This window comes from Kocuria varians, assembly GCF_006539885.1.
In the GTDB taxonomy this organism is placed as follows: Bacteria; Actinomycetota; Actinomycetes; order Actinomycetales; family Micrococcaceae; genus Kocuria; species Kocuria varians.
On the sequence record NZ_BJNW01000004.1, the window covers coordinates 20,351 to 38,929 of the forward strand.

Consider the following 18,579-nt stretch of genomic DNA (forward strand, 5'->3'; position numbering starts at 1 on the left):
GTGTTGGCCGCTGGTGCGGCACGCACCCTGTGTCTGTCCAACGAAAGGCTTTCCGTGTCACCAGCTGCCAGCAAGACCGCAACCGGATCCCAGGCCCCCGAGGCGGGGACCGACTCGGCTGAGACCGCCACCTCGAACGGCACGACCGGCGCCGCCAAGAAGCCCGCCGCGAAGAAGTCGACCGCGGCCAAGAAGACCGTGGCCCGCAAGACCACCGCCGCCAAGCGCACCACGGGGGCAGCCGCCGAAGGCGCGGCGTCCACGACCGCGGCCACCGCGCCGAAGACGAGCGCGTCCAGGTCCACGGCCACGAAGGCCACCGCGACCAAGACCACCGCCACGAAGGCGACCGCGTCGAAGGCCACCGCCTCCAAGGCGGCCGCGTCCGCTGCGGCTGAAGCGGCGTCGTCGTCCCAGGAGAGCGCCGAGGCTCCCGCGGAGACCAAGACCGCCGCGAAGAAGACCACCACCCGCAAGACGGCTGCGCCGAGGAAGACCGCTGCGCGCAAGACCGCGGCCACCAAGACGACCGGCGCGTCCAAGACGGCTGCCTCCAAGACGGCGGCGTCGAAGACCACGGCGTCCGGCACCGCCAAGCCGGCCACGCGCAAGACGGCCGCCAAGGCCGCTGCCAAGCCCGCCGGTCCCGGCCGCGGCCGCAAGAAGGCCGATCCCGTGGACGAGGTGCTGGCCGAGGACGAGCTGACCACCGAGGAGCCCCAGGAGGACGAGGACGACTCGCAGGAGTCGCAGCAGGCCTCCGCGGAGGAGTCCGCGCAGCTCATGAAGGGCCGCCAGGACAAGAGCGCCCGCGGCTTCGTGCTCACGGACAACGACGACGACGACGCCCCGGCTCAGCAGGTCGTGGTGGCCGGCGCCACCGCGGACCCCGTCAAGGACTACCTCAAGCAGATCGGCAAGGTCGCGCTGCTGAACGCGGAGCAGGAGGTGGACCTCGCCCTGCGCATCGAGGCCGGCCTCTACGCCGAGCACAAGTTCGCCGAGGAGCAGGACTCCATGGACGCGGACACCCGCCGGGCCTACCGCTGGGTGATCCACGACGGCCGCCGCGCGAAGAACCACCTGCTCGAGGCCAATCTGCGCCTGGTCGTGTCCCTGGCCAAGCGCTACACGGGCCGCGGCATGCTCTTCCTGGACCTGATCCAGGAGGGCAACCTGGGTCTGATCCGCGCGGTCGAGAAGTTCGACTACACCAAGGGCTTCAAGTTCTCCACGTACGCGACCTGGTGGATCCGCCAGGCCATCACCCGTGCGATGGCGGACCAGGCCCGCACCATCCGCATCCCGGTGCACATGGTGGAGGTCATCAACAAGCTGGCCCGCGTGCAGCGCCAGATGCTCCAGGACCTGGGCCGCGAGCCCACCCCGGAGGAGCTCGCCAACGAGCTGGACATGACGCCCGAGAAGGTCGTGGAGGTCCAGAAGTACGGCCGTGAGCCCATCTCGCTGCACACGCCGCTGGGTGAGGACGGCGACTCCGAGTTCGGAGACCTGATCGAGGACTCCGAGGCCGTGGTGCCCGCGGACGCCGTGTCCTTCACGCTGCTGCAGGAGCAGCTGCACTCGGTGCTGGACACGCTCTCCGAGCGGGAAGCCGGTGTCGTGGCCATGCGCTTCGGCCTCACGGACGGCCAGCCCAAGACCCTGGACGAGATCGGCAAGGTCTACGGCGTGACCCGCGAGCGGATCCGCCAGATAGAGTCCAAGACCATGTCCAAGCTGCGCCACCCCTCGCGGTCCCAGGTGCTGCGGGACTACCTGGACTGATCCGCCGGTGGACGAAGGAAGAACACACACGATGAGCGAGCGGGACACGCAGGTGCAGGGGCTCTTCAACCGCATCACCGCCTCCTACGACCGTATCAACGGCCTCATGACCCTCGGGCACCACGCCCGGTGGTGCCGCGAGGTGGCGGCCCGGGCAGGTGTGCCGCCCCGCGGTCGGTTGCTCGACATCGCCACCGGAACGGGCGAGATCGCCCTGGCCGCGCGGCGTCGAGAGCCGCGTGCGGAGATCGTGGGTGTGGACTTCTCCGAGAAGATGCTCGAGGAGGCTCGCACCAAGCCGGGCGCCAAGAGCATCACGTGGGAGTTCGCGGACGCGCACAGCCTGCGCTTCGAGGACGCCTCGTTCGACGCCGTGACGCACGGCTACCTGCTGCGCAACGTGAGCGACGTGCCCCGTGTGCTCGCGGAGCAGGCGCGTGTGCTCAAGCCGGGTGGGCGCGTGGTGGTCCTGGAGACCGCGCCGCCGCGCGGTGTGCTGCGGCTGGCCGTCTCGGCGGGCATGGGCGTGGTGCTGCCGCTGCTCGGCCGCCTGGTGGCGGGGGACCGGGACGCCTACAGCTACCTCAAGGACTCCACGCTGGGCTTCGTCCCGCCGGAGCGGGTGGCCGAGCTCGTGCGCGAGGCCGGTTTCGAGGACGTGGGCTACGAGCGCAAGTACCTCGGCACCAACGTGATCCTGTGGGGTCGAAAGCCGGCCGCCACGAACTGACCGGCCCCGGTCCGGCTTCGTCGGTGCGAGGAACCGGACACGAGAGACCGGGCACGGGACGCCGGACACGAGACGCCGGACACGAGAAGAGGCACGCATCCGCGGATGCGTGCCTCTTCTCGTTTCCCCGAAGGTCGAGTGCCTCGGTGCGGCGCTCGCCCCGGGTGTCGGCCCCTCACACACGGGGGACCACTGCTCGACGGATTCCGAAGTCCAGGGCGGTGCCCCGGATCGTGTGGCGCCAGGTCAGGCGCCGATGTGCTGCGTCTCGTCCTGCCACTCGGAGGCCAGGGGACGCAGCTTGTCCTCGTTGACGCGGGCGTGGTGGGCGCAGAAGAGCAGCTCACCGCCGGTGGACTCGAGGACCACGCGCACGTATGCCTGGGCACCGCAGGCGTCGCAACGGTGGGTTGCGTTCAGTTCACGCGCTTCGACGGTCGCGTTCATGGGATCCTCCTCACAAGTACGGGATGCGGCCTCGCACGCTGGTGCGGCCGCAGCGCGCACCCGGGGCACCCCGGGTCGCACGTACCAGTACAACCCACCGGCACCCGGTTTGCTTCCCCGGTTCCCGCGGTTTCGCCCACCGCGCACAAACGTCGGGGGCTCCGTCTAGAGTGAGACCGACCCGCGCCAGCCCCCAACCTCCGGGAGAAGCTCCACCGTGACACCGTCTCGCTCCGAATACAACGCCCGTCACCTCTCCGTGCTGGAGGGGCTCGAGGCGGTGCGCAAGCGCCCGGGCATGTACATCGGCTCCACGGACTCGCGCGGTCTGATGCACTGCCTGTGGGAGATCATCGACAACTCCGTGGACGAGGCGCTGGCCGGCTACGGGCAGGACATCGCCGTGATCCTGCACAGGGACGGCTGCGTGGAGGTCCACGACGACGGCCGCGGCATCCCCATCGACACCGAACCGCGCACCGGGCTGACCGGCGTGGAGGTCGTGTTCACCAAGCTGCACGCCGGCGGCAAGTTCGGCGGCGGCTCCTACTCGGCGTCGGGCGGTCTGCACGGTGTGGGCGCGTCGGTGGTCAACGCGCTCTCCGCGCGCCTGGACGTCCAGGTGGACCGGGGCGGCAAGACCTACCAGATGTCCTTCAAGCGCGGTGAGCCGGGCACGTTCGCGGACAAGGGCGCGCCCTCGCCGAACGCCCCCTTCGAGCCGTTCACCACGGACTCGCACCTGCAGGTGGTGGGCAGGGCCAAGCGGGGCGTCACGGGCACACGGATCCGCTACTGGGCGGACGACCAGATCTTCACCCCGGACGCCAAGTTCTCCACGGAGGAACTGGTCCGCCGTGCCCGTCAGACCGCGTTCCTGATCCCCGGGCTGCGCATCACCGTCACGGACGAGCGTCGGCTGCCCGGCACCCCGGGCGCGGACGGCCCGGTCGAGGAGGTCTTCCAGTACGACGGCGGCATCTCCGAGTTCGCCGAGTTCCTGGCCCCGGACGCCCCGGTCACGGACGTGTGGCGGCTGCAGGGGCAGGGCACGTTCAGCGAGCGGGTGCCGGTGCTGGACGGCTCCGGCCACGCGCGGCTGCAGGACGTGGAGCGCACGTGCGAGGTGGACGTCGCCCTGCGCTGGGGCGTGGGCTACGACACCGCGGTGCGCTCGTTCGTGAACATCATCGCCACGCCCAAGGGCGGCACACACCTGAGCGGTTTCGAGAACGCGCTGCTGAAGACCCTGCGCAAGCAGGTGGAGACGAACGCGCGCAAGCTCAAGACGGGCAACGACAAGCTCGAGAAGGACGACGTCCTCGCCGGGCTCACGGCCGTGCTCACCGTGCGCCTCGCGGAGCCCCAGTTCGAGGGTCAGACCAAGGAGGTGCTAGGCACCCCGGCGGTGCGCCAGATCGTCGCCAAGGTGATCGAGGCGGAGCTGACCAAGCAGCTGACCTCCAAGAAGCGCGACGACAAGACCCAGGCCAACCAGCTGCTGGAGAAGGTCGTCGCGGAGATGAAGTCGCGCATCTCCGCGCGCGTGCACAAGGAGACGCAGCGGCGCAAGAACGCGCTCGAGACCTCGTCCATGCCCACCAAGCTCGTGGAGTGCCGCTCGGCGGACGTCGCCCGCTCGGAGCTGTTCATCGTGGAGGGCGACTCCGCCCTGGGCACCGCCCGGCTGGCGCGCAACTCCAACCACCAGGCCCTGCTGCCGATCCGCGGCAAGATCCTCAACGTCCAGAAGGCGTCCATCACGGACATGCTGGCCAACGCGGAGTGCGCCGCGCTGATCCAGGTCATCGGCGCGGGCTCGGGCCGCAGCTTCGACCTCGACGCCGCCCGCTACGGCAAGGTCATCATGATGACGGACGCGGACGTGGACGGCGCCCACATCCGCACGCTGCTGCTCACGCTTTTCTACCGCTACATGCGCCCGCTCGTGGAGGCCGGCCGGGTCTACGCGGCTGTGCCGCCGCTGCACCGCGTGCAGATCGTGAACCCCGGTTCCAAGGCGAACGAGATGGTCTACACCTACTCGGAGCGCGAGCTCGAGACCCTGCTGGACAGCCTCGAGGAGCAGGGCAGGCGCTACAAGGAGCCCATCCAGCGCTACAAGGGCCTGGGCGAGATGGACGCGGACCAGCTGGCGGAGACGACCATGGACATCCGCCACCGGCTGCTGCGCCGCGTGCGCGTGGCGGACGCCGAGGCCGCGGAGCACGCGTTCTCCCTGCTCATGGGTTCGCAGGTGGCCCCGCGCAAGGACTTCATCGTCGCGGGAGCCTCGCACCTGAACCAGGACCAGATCGACGTCTGAGCCGCGCCGGGCCCGACGACGCCTACCTTCACCGCGCACCACCGTTGTGCGGCGGCGTCGGGCCCGGCACCCAACGGTGCGCGTGACCGGGTGCCGCCGCCTACGGGGCCTCGGGGGCGTCGTCGTCGGACGACGCCGCGGCGCCGGGTGCCGCACCGAGCGGCAGCCCCGTGAGCGCCGGGCCCACCGCGGCGACGGCGCGGTCGATCCCCACGCCGGAACCGTCGCGGCGGCCGTACTCCGTGGGCAGCGAGCGAGCCACACCGGCGGCGGAGACCGCCTTGGCCGGACCGTGGCCCACCCACGCGAGCGTGAGGGCGTCCTCGCCGGTGAGCAGCCGCTGGGCCCGCACACCGGCCGTGGCGCGGCCCTTCGCGGGGAACTCCGTCAACGGCGTCACCTTGATCGAGGCCTCACCCATCTCGGGCAGCTGCCCGTCGCTGCGGGCCTGCGTGACCACCACGGTGGACTCCTGCACGGGCACCGCGGCGAAGAAGATCACGCGCTCGCCGTCGGCCAGTTTCATGCCCGCCACACCGCCGGCGGTGCGTCCCTGGGGGCGCACGGCGGAGGCCGGGAAGCGCAGCAGCTTGGCGTCCGAGGAGACGAGCACGAGCTCGGCGCCGTCCGGGGCCGGGCTGACGCCCACCACCCGGTCCTTGTCCTTGAGCTTGATGGCGGGCCACTGGTCCAGGTTCAACGGGTAGTCCGGGTTCACACGCTTGACCACGCCCTGGGCGGTGCCGATCGCGACGACCTCGTTGAGGGGCACGAGACCCACGAGCTCCTCGTTCTTCTCCAGTCCCAGGAAGTCCGCGGCGGGCACGCCGTCCGCGAGGCGGGGAACGCCGTCGAAGTCCTGCAGCACGGGGATGTCCACGCACGAGACCCGCAGCATCCGCCCGGTCGAGGTGATCGCGGCGATCTCGCCGCGCGCGGTCGCGGGCAGCACGCTCGTGAGAGCGTCGTGCTTGAAGCGCCGGGAGGCGTTTGCGAACGGGGCGCGCACCGCGCTGCGAGCGATCCGTCCGGTGGTCGAGAGGAAGACCCAGCACGGGTCGTCGCTGATCTCCAGCGCCACGGAGGTCGCGGCGGCCTTCTTGCCGCCGGTCTGCGCGGCGGTCACAGCGGGCAGGTCCTCGGCCTCGAGCAGGACCGTGCGGCGGTCGTCCCCGTACTTCTTTGCGGTCTCCGCGAGCTCGTCCGCGACGACGCCGCGCAGCGTCTCCTCGGAGCCCAGGATCGCCTCCAGCTCCGCGATCTCCTTCTGCAGCTGGTCGCGCTCGGCCTCGAGCTCGATCCGCGAGAACTTGGTCAGCTGCCGCAGCCGCAGCTCCAGGATGTGCTCGGCCTGCGCGCGGGAGAGGTCGAACACGGCGATCAGCCGGTCGCGGGCCTGAGCGGTCTCCTCCGAGGAGCGGATGATCTGGATGACCTCGTCGATGTCCACGATCGCGATCAGCAGACCCTCGACCAGGTGCAGCCGGTCCTGGCGCTTGGCCAGGCGGAAGGTGGTGCGCCGGCGCACCACCGTGATCCGGTGGTCCGTGTAGACCCGCAGCAGCTCGAGCAGCCCCATGGTGCGGGGCTGACCCTCGACGAGCGCCACGTTGTTGATCCCGAAGGACTCCTCCAGCGGGGTGTGCTTGTAGAGCTGGGCGAGCACGGCCTGCGGGTTGAACCCGTTCTTGAGCTCGATGACCAGGCGCAGCCCGTTGGTGCGGTCCGTGAGGTCCACGACGTCCGAGATGCCGGTGAGCTTCTTGGCCTGGACGGCGTCCTTGATCTTCTGGGTGACCTTCTCGGGGCCCACCATGTAGGGAAGCTCGGTGACCACGATGCCCTGCTTGCGGGCCGAGACCTGCTCGATGGCCACCGTGGCCCGGGTGCGGAAGGAGCCGCGACCGGTGCGGTAGGCGTCCCGGATGCCCTCGAGGCCCACGATCCGCCCGCCCGAGGGCAGGTCCGGACCCGGGATGAACTTCATCAGCTCCTCGAGCGTGGTCTCCGGGTGGAGCACGAGCTGGCGGGCGCCCGCCGCGACCTCCCGCATGTTGTGCGGCGCCATGTTCGTGGCCATGCCCACCGCGATGCCTGTGGCGCCGTTGACGAGCAGGTTGGGGTAGGCGGCCGGGAGCACGGCCGGCTGCTGGAACTGGTTGTCGTAGTTGGGCACGAAGTCCACGACGTCCTCGTCGAGGTCCCCGGTCAGGGTGCGCGCGGCGGCGGCCATGCGGGCCTCGGTGTAGCGCGGGGCGGCGGGGCCGTCGTCGAGCGATCCGAAGTTGCCGTGCCCGTCCACCAGGGGCACACGCATGGCGAAGGACTGTGCCATGCGCACCATGGCGTCGTAGATCGCCGCGTCCCCGTGCGGGTGCAGCTTGCCCATGACCTCGCCCACCACGCGGGCGCTCTTCACGTGGCCGCGGTCCGGGCGAAGTCCCATCTGGTCCATCATGAACAGGATGCGGCGCTGCACGGGCTTCAGCCCGTCCCGCGCGTCCGGGAGGGCGCGCGAGTAGATCACCGAGTAGGAGTACTCCAGGAAGCTGGTCTCCATCTCGTCGGTGACGTCCACGTCCACGATGTGCTCGACGAAGTCCTCGGGCAGGTCGTCCTGGGGGGAACGGGTGGCTGAGCGGCGGCGAGCCATCGAGAGGCAACTCCTTGAAATCGGTGCGTGCTCCTGTGACCGGGGCAGGCGGTTGACTACTCTGAAGTCTATGGGTTCCACCGACGAAGCTCCGCAGCCGCAGGCCTACCCCGAGTACTGGGAGGCGGACGTGATCCTGCGCGACGGCGCGACCGCCCACCTGCGCCCCATCAGCCCGCAGGACCAGGACCTGCTGCAGCAGCTGCACTCCTCCCAGTCGGAGGACAGTATCTACCTGCGCTTCTTCTCCTACAAGCCCAAGCTCTCGCAGCGGGAGCTCGAGCGCTTCACCACTGTGGACCACAAGGACCGCGTGTGCTTCGTGCTGATCCTGGGCGGGCGGATGATCGGCGTGGGCCGCTACGACCGCGTCACGCCGCGCGTGGCCGAGGTCGCGTTCATGATCTCCGACCACCACCAGGGCCGCGGCATCGGCTCCATCCTGCTGGAGCACCTGGCCGCCGCCGCCCGGGAGAACGGGATCGACCGCTTCACCGCGGAGGTGCTGCCGGAGAACCGCAAGATGCTGCACGTCTTCGTGGAGGCAGGCTACGACGTCTCCCGCCAGTTCGAGGACGGCGTGGTCATGGTGGACTTCGACATCGATCCCACGGAGCGGTCCCTCGCCGTGATGGCGGCGCGCGAGCACCGCGCGGAGGCCCGGTCGCTGCAGCAGCTGCTGACCCCGGGGACCGTGGCGGTCGTGGGGGCCTCGGCGAACGAGGACCACGCGGGTCACCACGCCGTAGAGGCGATCCTGGCAGGCGGCTTCACCGGCGCGCTCTACGGCGTGGGTCACTCGCCCTACGAGCGGGAGGGGCTCACGTTCGTCTCGTCCCTGGAGGAGATCGAGCAGACGGTGGACCTCGCCGTGATCGCGGTGCCGCGGGAGGCCGTGGAGGAGGCCGTGACCCAGTGCGGGCGGGCCGGCGTGCGCGCCGTCGTCGTCATGACCGGGGGCTACGCCGAGGACGGCACCGCCGGTGCCGCGGACCAGCGCAGGCTCGTGCGGATCGCCCGCGCGGCGGGAATGCGCGTGGTGGGCCCCGCGAGCCTCGGGCTGATGAACACGGACCCGGGGGTCTCGCTCAACGCGTCCGTGCTGCGGCAGATGCCGCGCCGGGGCGGGCTGGGGCTGTTCTCGCAGTCCGGGGCCGTGGGCTCCATGCTCTACGGCGCGGCCATGCGCCACGGAGTGGGGCTGTCCAGCTACCTCTCCGCGGGCAACCGCGCGGACGTCTCCGGCAACGACCTCATGCAGTACTGGGAGGACGACCCCGCCACCACGGTGTGCGGGCTCTACCTGCAGTCCGTGGGCAACCCGCGCAAGTTCTCGCGCATCGCCCGCCGGCTCTCGCTCAGCAAGCCGGTGATCGTCGCGAAGTCCGAGGTCACCGGGCTGCGCCTGCCCCCGGGACACACCGGGCGCGTGACCCAGGCCCCGGCGGGCGCGCTGGACGCCATGTTCCGCCAGGCCGGGGTGATCCGAGCGGCCACCGCCGAGGAGCTCATGGACATCGCCGCGATCACCGAGAGCCAGCCGCTGCCGGGCTCCGCGCGGATCGCCGTGGTCTCCAACGCGCTCGCCCTCGCGCAGCTCACCGAGGACCTCGCGCTGCGCCTCGAGCTCGAGCCCACCGCGGTGGACGGCACCGTGGACACCACGCGCGGCGCGGCGGAAGCGCACGACGCCGTCGTGGCCGCCGTGCGCGCGCAGCTCGCCTCCGAGGACGTCGACAGCGTGGTGCTCGTTCTGATGCCCGTCCCGGGCCTCGACCAGGACGCGCTGCTGGGCGCCGTCGCGGAGGAGGCCCGCGCGGCGGGACGCACCACCGTGGCCGTGTTCACCGGACAGCACGGGGCCGACGCCGTCACCACCTCCGTGCGCGCGGAGGGCCACGCAGCCCTGCCGTGCTTCGACTCCCCGGGCGCGGCCATGCACGCGCTGGCCCGGGTGATCGGCTACACCGCGTGGCGCTCGCAGGACCAGGGCGTGCTCGTGGAACCGGAGGAGTTCGACTTCGACGGCGTGGAGAAGTTCCTGGAGCGCGAGCGCGGGAAGGTCACGGGGGACTCCCTCTACGAGCTGGGCATCGCCGAGCGCAACGAGCTGCTCGCCCTGGCCGGGATCCGGGTGCTCGACGCCGTGCGCTTCCACGACATCGAGGAGGGCGTGGCGGCCGCCGCCCGGCTGGGCTACCCCGTGGCCCTGAAGACCACGGACCCGTTCCTGCGCCACCGCCTGGACCTGGGCGGAGTGGTCCTCAACATCCAGGACGAGGCACAGCTGCGCGCCACCATGGACACCATGCGGCGCACGCTCTCGGGCTGGGACGTCACGGACTTCGAGGTCCAGCCCATGGCTCCGACCGGCCAGACGGTGGTGCTGCGCGCCGCCGAGGACCCGCTGATCGGCCCGGTGCTCTCCTTCGGCATGGCCGGCGACGCCGTGAACCTGCTCGACGACTGGGCCCACCGCGTCCCGCCGCTCACGGACCGCGACATCACCCGCGTGGTGCGCGCCCCCAAGGCGGCCCGCAAGCTCTTCGGCTACCAGGGCGTGGCACCCGTGGACACGACCGGTCTGGAGCAGCTCGTCAACCGCGTGGCGTTCCTCAAGGACCGCTTCCCGGAGATCGCGTTTCTGGAGCTGAACCCCGTGATCCTCTCCGGCTCGGTGCTCACGGTGCTCTCCGCCACGGTCAAGCTCGGCAACCCCGGGCAGCGCACGGACAGCGCGCGCCGCGCGATGCTCGGATAGGCGCCCGCCCAGAGTGCGGGACACGATCGCCGGGCGCTTCGAACTGCTCACACCCATTGCGGAGGGTGGCAGCGGTGCGGTCTGGCGCGCCCAGGACCTGCGGCTGGGGAAGGTCTGCGCCGCCAAGGTGCTGCGCCAGCGGGACTCCGCGGACCTGCTGAGGTTCGTGCGCGAGCAGTCCGTGCACCTGGAGCACCCGCACGTGGTGGCTCCCTACGGGTGGGCCGCGGAGGACGAGCACGTGGCCATCGCCATGGAGCTCGTCTCCGGCGGCACCCTGGAGGCCGCGCTGCAGGACAACGGCCCGGTCTCGGACGCGCTCGCGGAGGAGTTCGTCTACCAGCTGCTGGAGGCCCTGCAGTTCGTCCACGCCCGCGGCTGGGTGCACCGGGACGTCAAGCCCGCGAACGTGCTGCTCGAGCCCACGGGCTCCGCGCCCCCGGTGTCCCGGCTCGCAGACTTCGGGATCGCGGTGCGCACGAGCGATGCCCGGCTCACCCACACGGGCACCGTGGTGGGCACCCCGGGCTACCTCCCGCACGAGGCGTACGCCCCGGGCAACCCCTCGCCCGCCCTGGACCTCTACGCCGCCGGGGTCACGGCCGTGCGGCTGGTGCTTCCCGAGGTGGACCTCAGCGGGGACCCGCTGGGCCCGGACGACGTCGCCCGGCTGGGCCTGTTCGAGCACTCCCCGGTGCTGCGCTCGGGTGTCGCAGGACTGCTCAGCCGCGACCCGGAGGAGCGCGTCCGGGCGTCGGAGGAACTGGTCACCGCGCTGCTGGAGACGGCTCCGGAGCGCGAGGGACGCGAGAGCGAGACGGCGGACGGCGAGCCCTTCGAGGTCTTCGACGTCCTGGAGCCCACCACCGAGCGGGAGCTGTCCCCGGTGGCCGACGCCGCCCGGCTGCCCTCGGCCGCGGGGGCGCCGGAGGGGCCGATCGCGTGGCACGCCGTGCACCGCAAGGCCCTGCTGAGTGCGGAGCACCCCGTCCTCGCGGAGCGCTCGGGGGACCCGCTGCGACCGTTCGGCCCCGCCGATCCCACCGAGGAGATCGGTGCCGTGCCCGGGGAGCTGACGGTGGCGGAGCCCGTGGCGGCCACCGCGCTGGCGGACGATCGCACGGACCCGCCCGCCGTCACCCCGCTGGGGGGCGCTTCGGACGACGCCGCGTCCGGTCTGGACGGAACCCTCATCGACACCTCCGCACCGGGAGCCGCCGGGCTGGGCGGCGCCGGACTCACGGACGCCCATCTCGTCGGCTCCGCCCGTGGCGGGTCTGGCGGGGGCTTCGATGCCGCGGCGCCCGGCGCCGGGCCGGGAGCCACCCGCGAGATCGACACGGGGGTTCCGGGGCAGCCGGCACCCCCCGGAACCGGGACGGACGCGGCCGAGGCGCGCGTGCGGCGTCGTCGTCCGGCGCGGTGGTCCTGGTGGCTGCTCGCCCTCATGCTCGCCGTCCTTGCCGTGGTCGCGGGCTACGTGTGGCTCGGGCCCGTGCTCTCCCGGTGGGGCGGGGGCGCGGACCCGGCCGGGAGTACGCCGTCCCCCACGGCCCCGGCGGGGTCGACCACCCCCGCCACCGAGGAGCCGGGCACGCAGAGCACCGAACCGCAGCCGACGACGGACGCAACGTCAGTGTGCACGGAGCTGGACGACGGCACGGTCTCGTGCGTGGTGACCCCGTGAATGTGCTCGTACCCCGACCGTGGAGGACAATGACGCCATGACTTACTCAGCACCCGATGGTTCACGGCTGATCCAGGACATCGAGAAGGCGGGGTTCTACCCCCAGCTCGTCACGGACGTGGTCAGGGACTCCCTGGACGGCAGGCGCCCGGTCTCCCACCTGGTGCAGCTGGAGACGCACTTCACCAACACCGAGCTGCACCGCCACATCACGGCGCTCGTGCTCGCGGAGGACGTCCTGCACATCACGCACGTGGACGACCAGCAGTACGACGAGGCGGGCGCGGAGACCGTGGCCCGCGTGTCCACCGAGACGGTCCCGATCTCGCAGATCCGCTCCGTGACGCTGAGCTACGCATACCACCAGCCGGAGAAGTACACCCCGGGGACGCCCATCATGGAGCTGAACCTCGCGGTGAGCTGGACCGGCACGCAACAGCTGGAGCTGTACCCGGCCATGTGCGAGGACCCGGACTGCCAGGCTGACCACGGCTACACGGGCACGGCCGCGAGCGAGGACGTGGTGATGCGCATCAGCTCGGAGGCGGACGGCCAGGACGCCGTGGAGGGCGCGCGGGAGTTCGCCCGCACGCTGCGCCGCGCGAACGTCGCCCCGCTCACGGACTCCGGGGCCCAGCTCGCGCAGGCACCCCAGCACCAGGGGAGTGCGCGCCCGGAGGCCCCGGCGCCGCGCACGCGCTTCGGCCACCGGCACAACGGGCGGGACACGGGGCGCACCTCGTGACGGGGCAGGACTCCGTGGCGGTGCGGGGGAGCGGCGAACCCGTGGAGCTCCCCGCGGCCCCGCGCTACGGCAGCCGCAGCGTGGGTGAGGTCATGACCTCGGCGGCCGCGGCCCTCGGCGTGCCCGGCTTCGAGAACGCGCTGAGTCTGCCCGCAGCGCAGCGCTTCGTCGTGGTGCTCGTGGACGGTCTCGGCTCCCGGCTGCTCTCGCAGGTCCGCGGCTACGCGCCCACCCTGCGCTCGGCGCAGTCCCTGGGCGAGCTCGACGCCGCCTTCCCCTCCACCACGTCCGTGTCCCTCTCGTGCCTGGGCACCGGACGCACGCCCGGACGCCACGGCATGCTCGGCTACGACGTCCTGGACCCGGACACGGACCGCGTGGTCAACATGCTCGGGAACTGGCCGGCCTCGCTCGACCCGCTGGCGTGGCAACCCGGTGCCACGGTGCTGGAGCGCACCGCGCAGCACGTGGACACGGTGACCGTGAGCTCCCCGCGCTTCGAGTCCTCCGCGCTGACGCGTGCGGTGCTGCGCGGCGGCCGGTTCGTGGGTGCCCAGGGGGTGCACGCGCGCACGGCACGGGCGCTGGAGCAGCTGAAGGAGGGCCGCCGCGGGCTCGTCTACTTCTACTGGGACGACCTCGACAAGACGGGGCACAAGCAGGGCTGGCGCTCGGACGCCTGGCTGCACGCGCTCGAGGAGCTGGACTCGGCGCTCAAGCGGCTCGTGACCAGGCTGCCCGCCAACACTCGAGTGGTGCTCACCGCGGACCACGGCATGGTGGACGTGGCACTCGAGGGGCGGATCGACGTCTCCGCGGTGCCGGAGCTGATGCGCGGGGTGCGGAACACCGCCGGGGAACCGCGCGCCGTGCAGCTGCACCTGGAACCCGGGGTCTCGCCCGAGGACGTGGTGGGGCGGTGGCGTGAGCACTTCGGCGACGCCGTGTGGCTCGCCACGCGGGACGAGCTCGTGGGCTCCGGCCACTTCGGCCCGGATCCGGAGCCCGCCATGCTCGCCCGTGCCGGGGACGTGTGGGTGCTGGGACGGGAGGACATCGCGCTCTACGACGTCGCCCGCCAGGGCACCCGCCCGCTGGCCATGGTCGGTCAGCACGGCTCCCTCACGGAGCAGGAACGGGCCGTCCCCGCACTGCTGTGGTGATGACGTCGCTGCGGTGACGCAGTCGGGGCGCCGTCGCAGGGAACTCCGTCTCGTGGGGCAGCGGTGACGCCTTGTAGCGGAGGCCGGGGGTACGGCTCAGCGCGAACCGCCGACACCCTGCGTCGCCCTGCCACCGGCCCCACCCCCGGAACTGCCCTTCTGCGAGCCCTGTCCCGCGCCGTTGCCGGAGGTGCCTCCGCCGGTGTTCCCGGCGCCCGCGCCGCCACCCGTGGAGCCCTGGCCCGTGCCACCGTTGGCAGGCGGTGTGGCCGGTGCCTTCGCGGGCGGTGGGGTGGGCTTCGGAGCCTGGGTCTTCGCCGGCGTGGGAGCGGGGGTCGGCTGCGCCGTGGTGGGCGCGGGCGCCGGCACGACCGGCTGCGGCACCGCGGGCTGGACGGGCGCCACCGGCTCGGGTGCGGGCACGAAGTACTGCTCCGCCGGCTGGGTGGGCTCGGGGACCACGCTCGGCGTGGGTGAAGGCGTGGCCGACGGCGTGGGCGAGACGCTGGGCGTCGAACTGGGCGAGTCAGACGTGAAGGTGGCCGGCCCCTGGTCGTCGCGGTGCCCCGTCAGGCCGGTGAACGCCACGGCGCCGACCCCGGCCAGGACGAGCAGTGCCGCGCCGCCGAGGGCCACTGGCGCGAGGTACTTGCGCACCCCGGACGGCGAGGCTTCTGCCGCGCCGTCCCCGGCCGCGGCGTCATCGCCGAACAGATCGTCCTGGATGGAGTTGCTCATGCAAGAATTCCCTAAAGATCGCCCGAGAGTGCGCGTGACCGGGGCGTCTCTCCCCTGGACCCGGTCCGCTCCCGTGACCTTACCGCGTGCCGTGCGCTTCGCGCATCACCGCACGTGAGAGCCGGGGAGGGGAGTCACGGGCGGTTGCCGAAGACGATGTCGTCCCAGCTCGGCACGGAGGACCGCTTGGCGCGCGGGGTCCGGCCACGGGGCCCCGGTGCCCGCTGCTCCTCGGAAGGGGTCTCCTCGTTCCCGGCGCGGGAGGTCTCCTCGGTCTCGTCGTCGCCCTCGGCCGTGACGGCACCGTCCGAGCGGCTGCCACCGGCCTCGGCCGGGGGGGCAGGGGTCTCGTTGCCGGCGCCGTGCTGGTTTGCACCGGGCAGCCGGTGCACGACCGCCTCGGACTCCGGGGCGGGGGCGGACGTCGTCTCCCGAGCTTCGGTGTCGCGGTCGGGTGCGTCGGCGGCGAGGTGATCCGGTGCCGACGACTCCGGAGCGGCTGCCGCGGCGTCGTCGCCCTCCGATTCCGCGCCGGAAGCACTGTGTGAGTCCGGGGCGTGGTGCTCCGGTCCGCGGTGCTCGGTCTCGTCCCGTCCGCTTGGGGGGGTGTCCTCGCCGTAGGTCGAGGAGTCGTCGAGGATCTCGATGCCCTCACCCTGCAGGGCCTGCTCCTCCGCAACGCGGGACGCGGCGGGCTGGATGGGGCGGTCGAACACGGGGGAGTCGTCCGGGGCGTCGATGGGCCGGGGCCGCTGCTCGACGCCGCCCATGCCGCGCCCGAGGATCTCGGCGAGGCGGTCGTCGGCGTCCTCGTCCGTTCCGAGGCGCCGCCCGCGGCGGGACTGCAGGACGTCCAGGAGGTCGTCCGCCTGGCTGGCCTCGTGCTGCAGGTGGCGCAGCTGCGCGGCGGGGGAGACCGCTGCCGGGGGGGAGGTGACGGGCGCGGCCGGGGCGGTCACGCCGAGCGGGCCGGACTCACGGGGCTCCTCGCCGAGCGCCCGGGCCCAGTCGTTCTCCGGGCGCACGGTCTGGCTGACCGGGTTGTAGCTCCAGCGCGCGGGGCCCTCGCCCTGGGGCCCGGCCGCCGGGTCCGTGACGGTGAAGCTCAGCTGCAGGTTCCACAGCTGGTCCTCGCGCAGCCACGCGTCCCAGTCGAAGCTGTGGCGGTCCACGCCGAGCTGCGCGGCGCGGTCCGTGACGGTCTCCTCGAGCGTCTTGGGCTCGCCCTCGAACACGGAGCGGTAGCCGTCGTGGGACGGGTTCGTCCCGGAGACCTTCACGCGGCACGCGGCGGTGACCATGTGGGAGCGCTCGGCGAGGATGGGCCACTCGTAGCGGCGCACCCGTTCCGCTTCCCAGCCGGACTCCGCGACGATGTCCTCCACGCTCGCCCCGGCGCGGAAGCGCGCCTGGATGTCGCGGGGACCGAAGGACGAGCCGCCGCGGCCGCGTGCGGGGGGCTTGCGGCGGGCGTGCTGGATGGTCTGACGCAACTGCTGGTCGATCTTCACCCGGTACCGGGTCGAGTCGGGGGTCTCCACGATGAGGTGCTCACCGTCGTCGTGCACTCCTACCAGGCGCAACTGCTCCATGCTGTCCTTCCCTCACGGGTGTCTGCGCCCCGCGTTCGGTGGTGCGCTCGGCGCGTTCGTGCGCCAGTCTAGTGGCAGCCCGCTGCCGCGGGCCGAGCGGTGGAGACCGGGCGCGGCGCAGGGGCGACGTCGACGCCGCGCGAGAGGGTCGGCAAGGGGCGTCCGGGCCACCCTCCAGGCGCGTTCCAGGCCCCGTCAGGACACGAATCTTGCTCTGCGAGAAACGCTTGCCACGGCCACTGGCTTTTTACGGCACCATGGTGAACAATCTACGCGACACGGACCCGGGGGAGATCGCCCGGGAAACCGTTTCACACAGCGATCTCGTGAAGAACGGTTGGAGAGCGGACAGACACATGGCCACAGACTACGACGCGCCGCGCAAGCAGGACGAGGACCTCAAGGAAGACTCCATCGAGGAGTTGCAGTCCCGGCGGTCGGACCACCAGTCCGGAAGCGTTGACGAGGACGAGGCTACGGCGGCGGAGAGCTTCGAGCTCCCCGGCGCGGACCTCTCCAACGAGGAGCTCTCCGTGGTGGTCCTCCCGGCCCAGGACGACGAGTTCACGTGCGGCTCGTGCTTCCTCGTGCGCCACCATTCGCAGCTCGCGGAGGAGCGCAACGGTGTGAAGTACTGCCACGAGTGCGTGGGCTGACCACACACCTTCCACCCCGGTGCGGACACCGGGAACCCCGGCCCCGCGACGGCCAGGACGGCGCCGGGCACGAGAACGGGCGGTCACCGACACGGTGACCGCCCGTCGTCGTGATCGGGGCGTTTCTCAGGAGCGGATCTGGTCCGCTCCGTGGTTGATCGCGCGGGCCAGCTCGTCCGGGTGCCGCGTGGCGGTCAGCCAGTAGGGGGTGGGGTCCACCGGGTCCACGATGCTGATCCGGCACAGGTCCGGGATCGAGACCCGGAAGTTCATGAACGCGCGCCCGTCAAGGCCCGGGCCGCGTGCGGTGCGGGCGGCGTCGCCGCGCAGAGCCTCCGCCCCGCCCACGTAGCGGCGCTCGATGTAGGCGCGTCCCACGCGCAGGTCCTCGTCCGTGAGCACGATGGTGGGCGTGCCCAGCTGCACGACCACCGCGATCACCACCACGAGCACGAGCCCCACGACCACACCCATCGCAATGCTGATGGGAGCCAGTGCCACGAAACCTGCCCCGCCCACGAACAGCACGATGAGCCACACCCACCACGCCACGGACAGCCGCTCCTGGTAGCGGACCTGGGATGCCTCCGCGGGGGAGGCGTGCTGCGAGGAGGGCTCCGGGGTCTCCGGGGCGGTGTGCTGGGAACTCATGGCACCACCTTGGCACACTCCGGCTGGGGATTGCCTGCCGCGTGCCGGACCCCGGTGCGCTCGGAGCGGTGGCGGTGGGCCGGGGCCTGGGCGGCCGTGCGGACCTCGGCGCCGTCCCGGGGCGGGCGCGTTAGAGTGGAGGACTGTGACTGACGTGAGGGAACCCGCCACCGTGGCCGTGCCGCTGCAGCTGCTGGACGCCGAGCTGCCCGCCCCCGCCTACGCCCGCGCGGGCGACGCTGGAGCGGACCTGCGCGCCCGGCACGAGGTCCATCTGGCTCCCGGTGAGCGCGCGCTCGTGGACACCGGTGTGGCCGTGGCCGTGCCCGAGGGGCACGTGGGGCTCGTGCACCCCCGCTCGGGGCTGGCCGCCAAGCACGGCATCACCGTGCTCAACGCCCCGGGGACCGTGGACAGCGGCTACCGCGGCGAGCTCAAGGTGTGCCTGCTGAACACGGACGCGCGCGAGGCCTACACCGTGCAGCGCGGTGAGCGGATCGCGCAGCTCGTGGTCCAGGAGGTGGTCACCGCCCGCTTCGAGACCGTGGCTGAGCTGCCGCCGAGCGAGCGCGGCGACCGCGGGTTCGGCTCCTCCGGGACGCACTGATTCCTCCGCGGTGGGCGGAGCCGGTCGGGACGCGC

At 72.1% G+C, this 18,579-nt stretch carries 14 protein-coding genes; 9 read left to right on the forward strand and 5 right to left on the reverse strand.

The window, feature by feature from the left end; translation table 11 throughout:
- Positions 1–54 precede the first annotated feature (54 nt).
- Entirely contained in the window at positions 55–1,788 is a 1,734-nt protein-coding gene (locus KVA01_RS03090; RefSeq protein ID WP_233438736.1) for an RNA polymerase sigma factor, read from the forward strand.
- 31 nt (positions 1,789–1,819) lie between these two features.
- Positions 1,820–2,518, forward strand: a complete 699-nt coding sequence (locus tag KVA01_RS03095; RefSeq protein WP_068467365.1) for a ubiquinone/menaquinone biosynthesis methyltransferase — start codon at positions 1,820–1,822, stop codon at positions 2,516–2,518.
- 246 nt (positions 2,519–2,764) lie between these two features.
- On the opposite strand, the gene KVA01_RS03100 is transcribed toward KVA01_RS03095, so the two are convergent.
- Positions 2,765–2,965: a DUF7455 domain-containing protein gene (locus KVA01_RS03100; RefSeq protein WP_068467367.1), complete on the reverse strand. Its 201-nt coding sequence runs from the start codon at positions 2,963–2,965 to the stop codon at positions 2,765–2,767.
- A 217-nt stretch (positions 2,966–3,182) separates the two neighbouring features.
- Here KVA01_RS03100 and KVA01_RS03105 point away from each other — a divergent pair, with 217 nt between their 5' ends.
- Positions 3,183–5,291 carry a DNA gyrase/topoisomerase IV subunit B gene (locus KVA01_RS03105; protein WP_141268883.1) on the forward strand — a complete coding sequence of 703 codons (2,109 nt, stop codon included), beginning with the start codon at positions 3,183–3,185 and terminating at the stop codon, positions 5,289–5,291.
- A gap of 100 nt (positions 5,292–5,391) precedes the next feature.
- Here the strand turns inward: KVA01_RS03105 and KVA01_RS03110 are convergent, their stop codons facing one another.
- Complete coding sequence (locus KVA01_RS03110; RefSeq protein WP_141268885.1) at positions 5,392–7,944, reverse strand: DNA gyrase/topoisomerase IV subunit A; 2,553 nt, start codon at positions 7,942–7,944, stop codon at positions 5,392–5,394.
- Positions 7,945–8,014: 70 nt separating this feature from the next.
- On the opposite strand from KVA01_RS03110, the gene KVA01_RS03115 reads away from it, so the two are divergent.
- The 4 genes from KVA01_RS03115 (at position 8,015) to KVA01_RS03130 (ending at position 14,300) form a co-directional block, all read left to right on the forward strand.
- Entirely contained in the window at positions 8,015–10,705 is a 2,691-nt protein-coding gene (locus tag KVA01_RS03115; protein WP_141268887.1) for a bifunctional acetate--CoA ligase family protein/GNAT family N-acetyltransferase, read from the forward strand.
- A 13-nt stretch (positions 10,706–10,718) separates the two neighbouring features.
- On the forward strand, positions 10,719–12,392 hold the full coding sequence (locus KVA01_RS03120) for a serine/threonine-protein kinase (RefSeq protein WP_068467375.1): 1,674 nt from the start codon (positions 10,719–10,721) through the stop codon (positions 12,390–12,392).
- 37 nt (positions 12,393–12,429) lie between these two features.
- The gene (locus tag KVA01_RS03125; RefSeq protein WP_068467377.1) at positions 12,430–13,137 is read left to right on the forward strand and encodes a DUF5998 family protein; all 708 of its coding nucleotides are present in this window, start codon (positions 12,430–12,432) and stop codon (positions 13,135–13,137) included.
- A 92-nt stretch (positions 13,138–13,229) separates the two neighbouring features.
- Positions 13,230–14,300 carry an alkaline phosphatase family protein gene (locus tag KVA01_RS03130; RefSeq protein WP_141268965.1) on the forward strand — a complete coding sequence of 357 codons (1,071 nt, stop codon included), beginning with the start codon at positions 13,230–13,232 and terminating at the stop codon, positions 14,298–14,300.
- A gap of 96 nt (positions 14,301–14,396) precedes the next feature.
- Here the strand turns inward: KVA01_RS03130 and KVA01_RS03135 are convergent, their stop codons facing one another.
- Positions 14,397–15,038 (reverse strand): hypothetical protein, encoded by a 642-nt coding sequence (locus KVA01_RS03135; protein WP_141268889.1) that lies wholly within the window; start codon positions 15,036–15,038, stop codon positions 14,397–14,399.
- Positions 15,039–15,172: 134 nt separating this feature from the next.
- Complete coding sequence (sepH, locus tag KVA01_RS03140) at positions 15,173–16,630, reverse strand: septation protein SepH (RefSeq protein ID WP_141268891.1); 1,458 nt, start codon at positions 16,628–16,630, stop codon at positions 15,173–15,175.
- Between the two features lie 356 nt (positions 16,631–16,986).
- On the opposite strand from sepH, the gene KVA01_RS03145 reads away from it, so the two are divergent.
- Positions 16,987–17,286, forward strand: a complete 300-nt coding sequence (locus KVA01_RS03145) for a DUF4193 domain-containing protein (RefSeq protein ID WP_068467384.1) — start codon at positions 16,987–16,989, stop codon at positions 17,284–17,286.
- A 126-nt stretch (positions 17,287–17,412) separates the two neighbouring features.
- Here KVA01_RS03145 and KVA01_RS03150 read toward each other — a convergent pair whose 3' ends face one another.
- Positions 17,413–17,937 carry a DUF3093 domain-containing protein gene (locus KVA01_RS03150; RefSeq protein WP_141268893.1) on the reverse strand — a complete coding sequence of 175 codons (525 nt, stop codon included), beginning with the start codon at positions 17,935–17,937 and terminating at the stop codon, positions 17,413–17,415.
- 145 nt (positions 17,938–18,082) lie between these two features.
- Between KVA01_RS03150 and dut the strand changes: the two genes are divergently transcribed.
- Positions 18,083–18,544 carry a dUTP diphosphatase gene (dut, locus tag KVA01_RS03155; RefSeq protein ID WP_231860541.1) on the forward strand — a complete coding sequence of 154 codons (462 nt, stop codon included), beginning with the start codon at positions 18,083–18,085 and terminating at the stop codon, positions 18,542–18,544.
- The last annotated feature ends 35 nt before the right edge of the window (positions 18,545–18,579 follow it).

Bases quoted from the DNA above. Each gene is read 5' to 3' on its own strand.
- sepH (WP_141268891.1), bottom strand. From the start codon at position 16,630: ATGGAGCAGTTGCGCCTGGTAGGAGTGCACGACGACGGTGAGCACCTC.
- KVA01_RS03150 (WP_141268893.1), bottom strand. From the start codon at position 17,937: ATGAGTTCCCAGCACACCGCCCCGGAGACCCCGGAGCCCTCCTCGCAG.
- KVA01_RS03095 (WP_068467365.1), top strand. From the start codon at position 1,820: ATGAGCGAGCGGGACACGCAGGTGCAGGGGCTCTTCAACCGCATCACC.
- KVA01_RS03110 (WP_141268885.1), bottom strand. From the start codon at position 7,944: ATGGCTCGCCGCCGCTCAGCCACCCGTTCCCCCCAGGACGACCTGCCC.
- KVA01_RS03100 (WP_068467367.1), bottom strand. From the start codon at position 2,965: ATGAACGCGACCGTCGAAGCGCGTGAACTGAACGCAACCCACCGTTGC.
- KVA01_RS03115 (WP_141268887.1), top strand. From the start codon at position 8,015: ATGGGTTCCACCGACGAAGCTCCGCAGCCGCAGGCCTACCCCGAGTAC.
- KVA01_RS03145 (WP_068467384.1), top strand. From the start codon at position 16,987: ATGGCCACAGACTACGACGCGCCGCGCAAGCAGGACGAGGACCTCAAG.
- KVA01_RS03125 (WP_068467377.1), top strand. From the start codon at position 12,430: ATGACTTACTCAGCACCCGATGGTTCACGGCTGATCCAGGACATCGAG.
- KVA01_RS03130 (WP_141268965.1), top strand. From the start codon at position 13,230: ATGACCTCGGCGGCCGCGGCCCTCGGCGTGCCCGGCTTCGAGAACGCG.
- KVA01_RS03135 (WP_141268889.1), bottom strand. From the start codon at position 15,038: ATGAGCAACTCCATCCAGGACGATCTGTTCGGCGATGACGCCGCGGCC.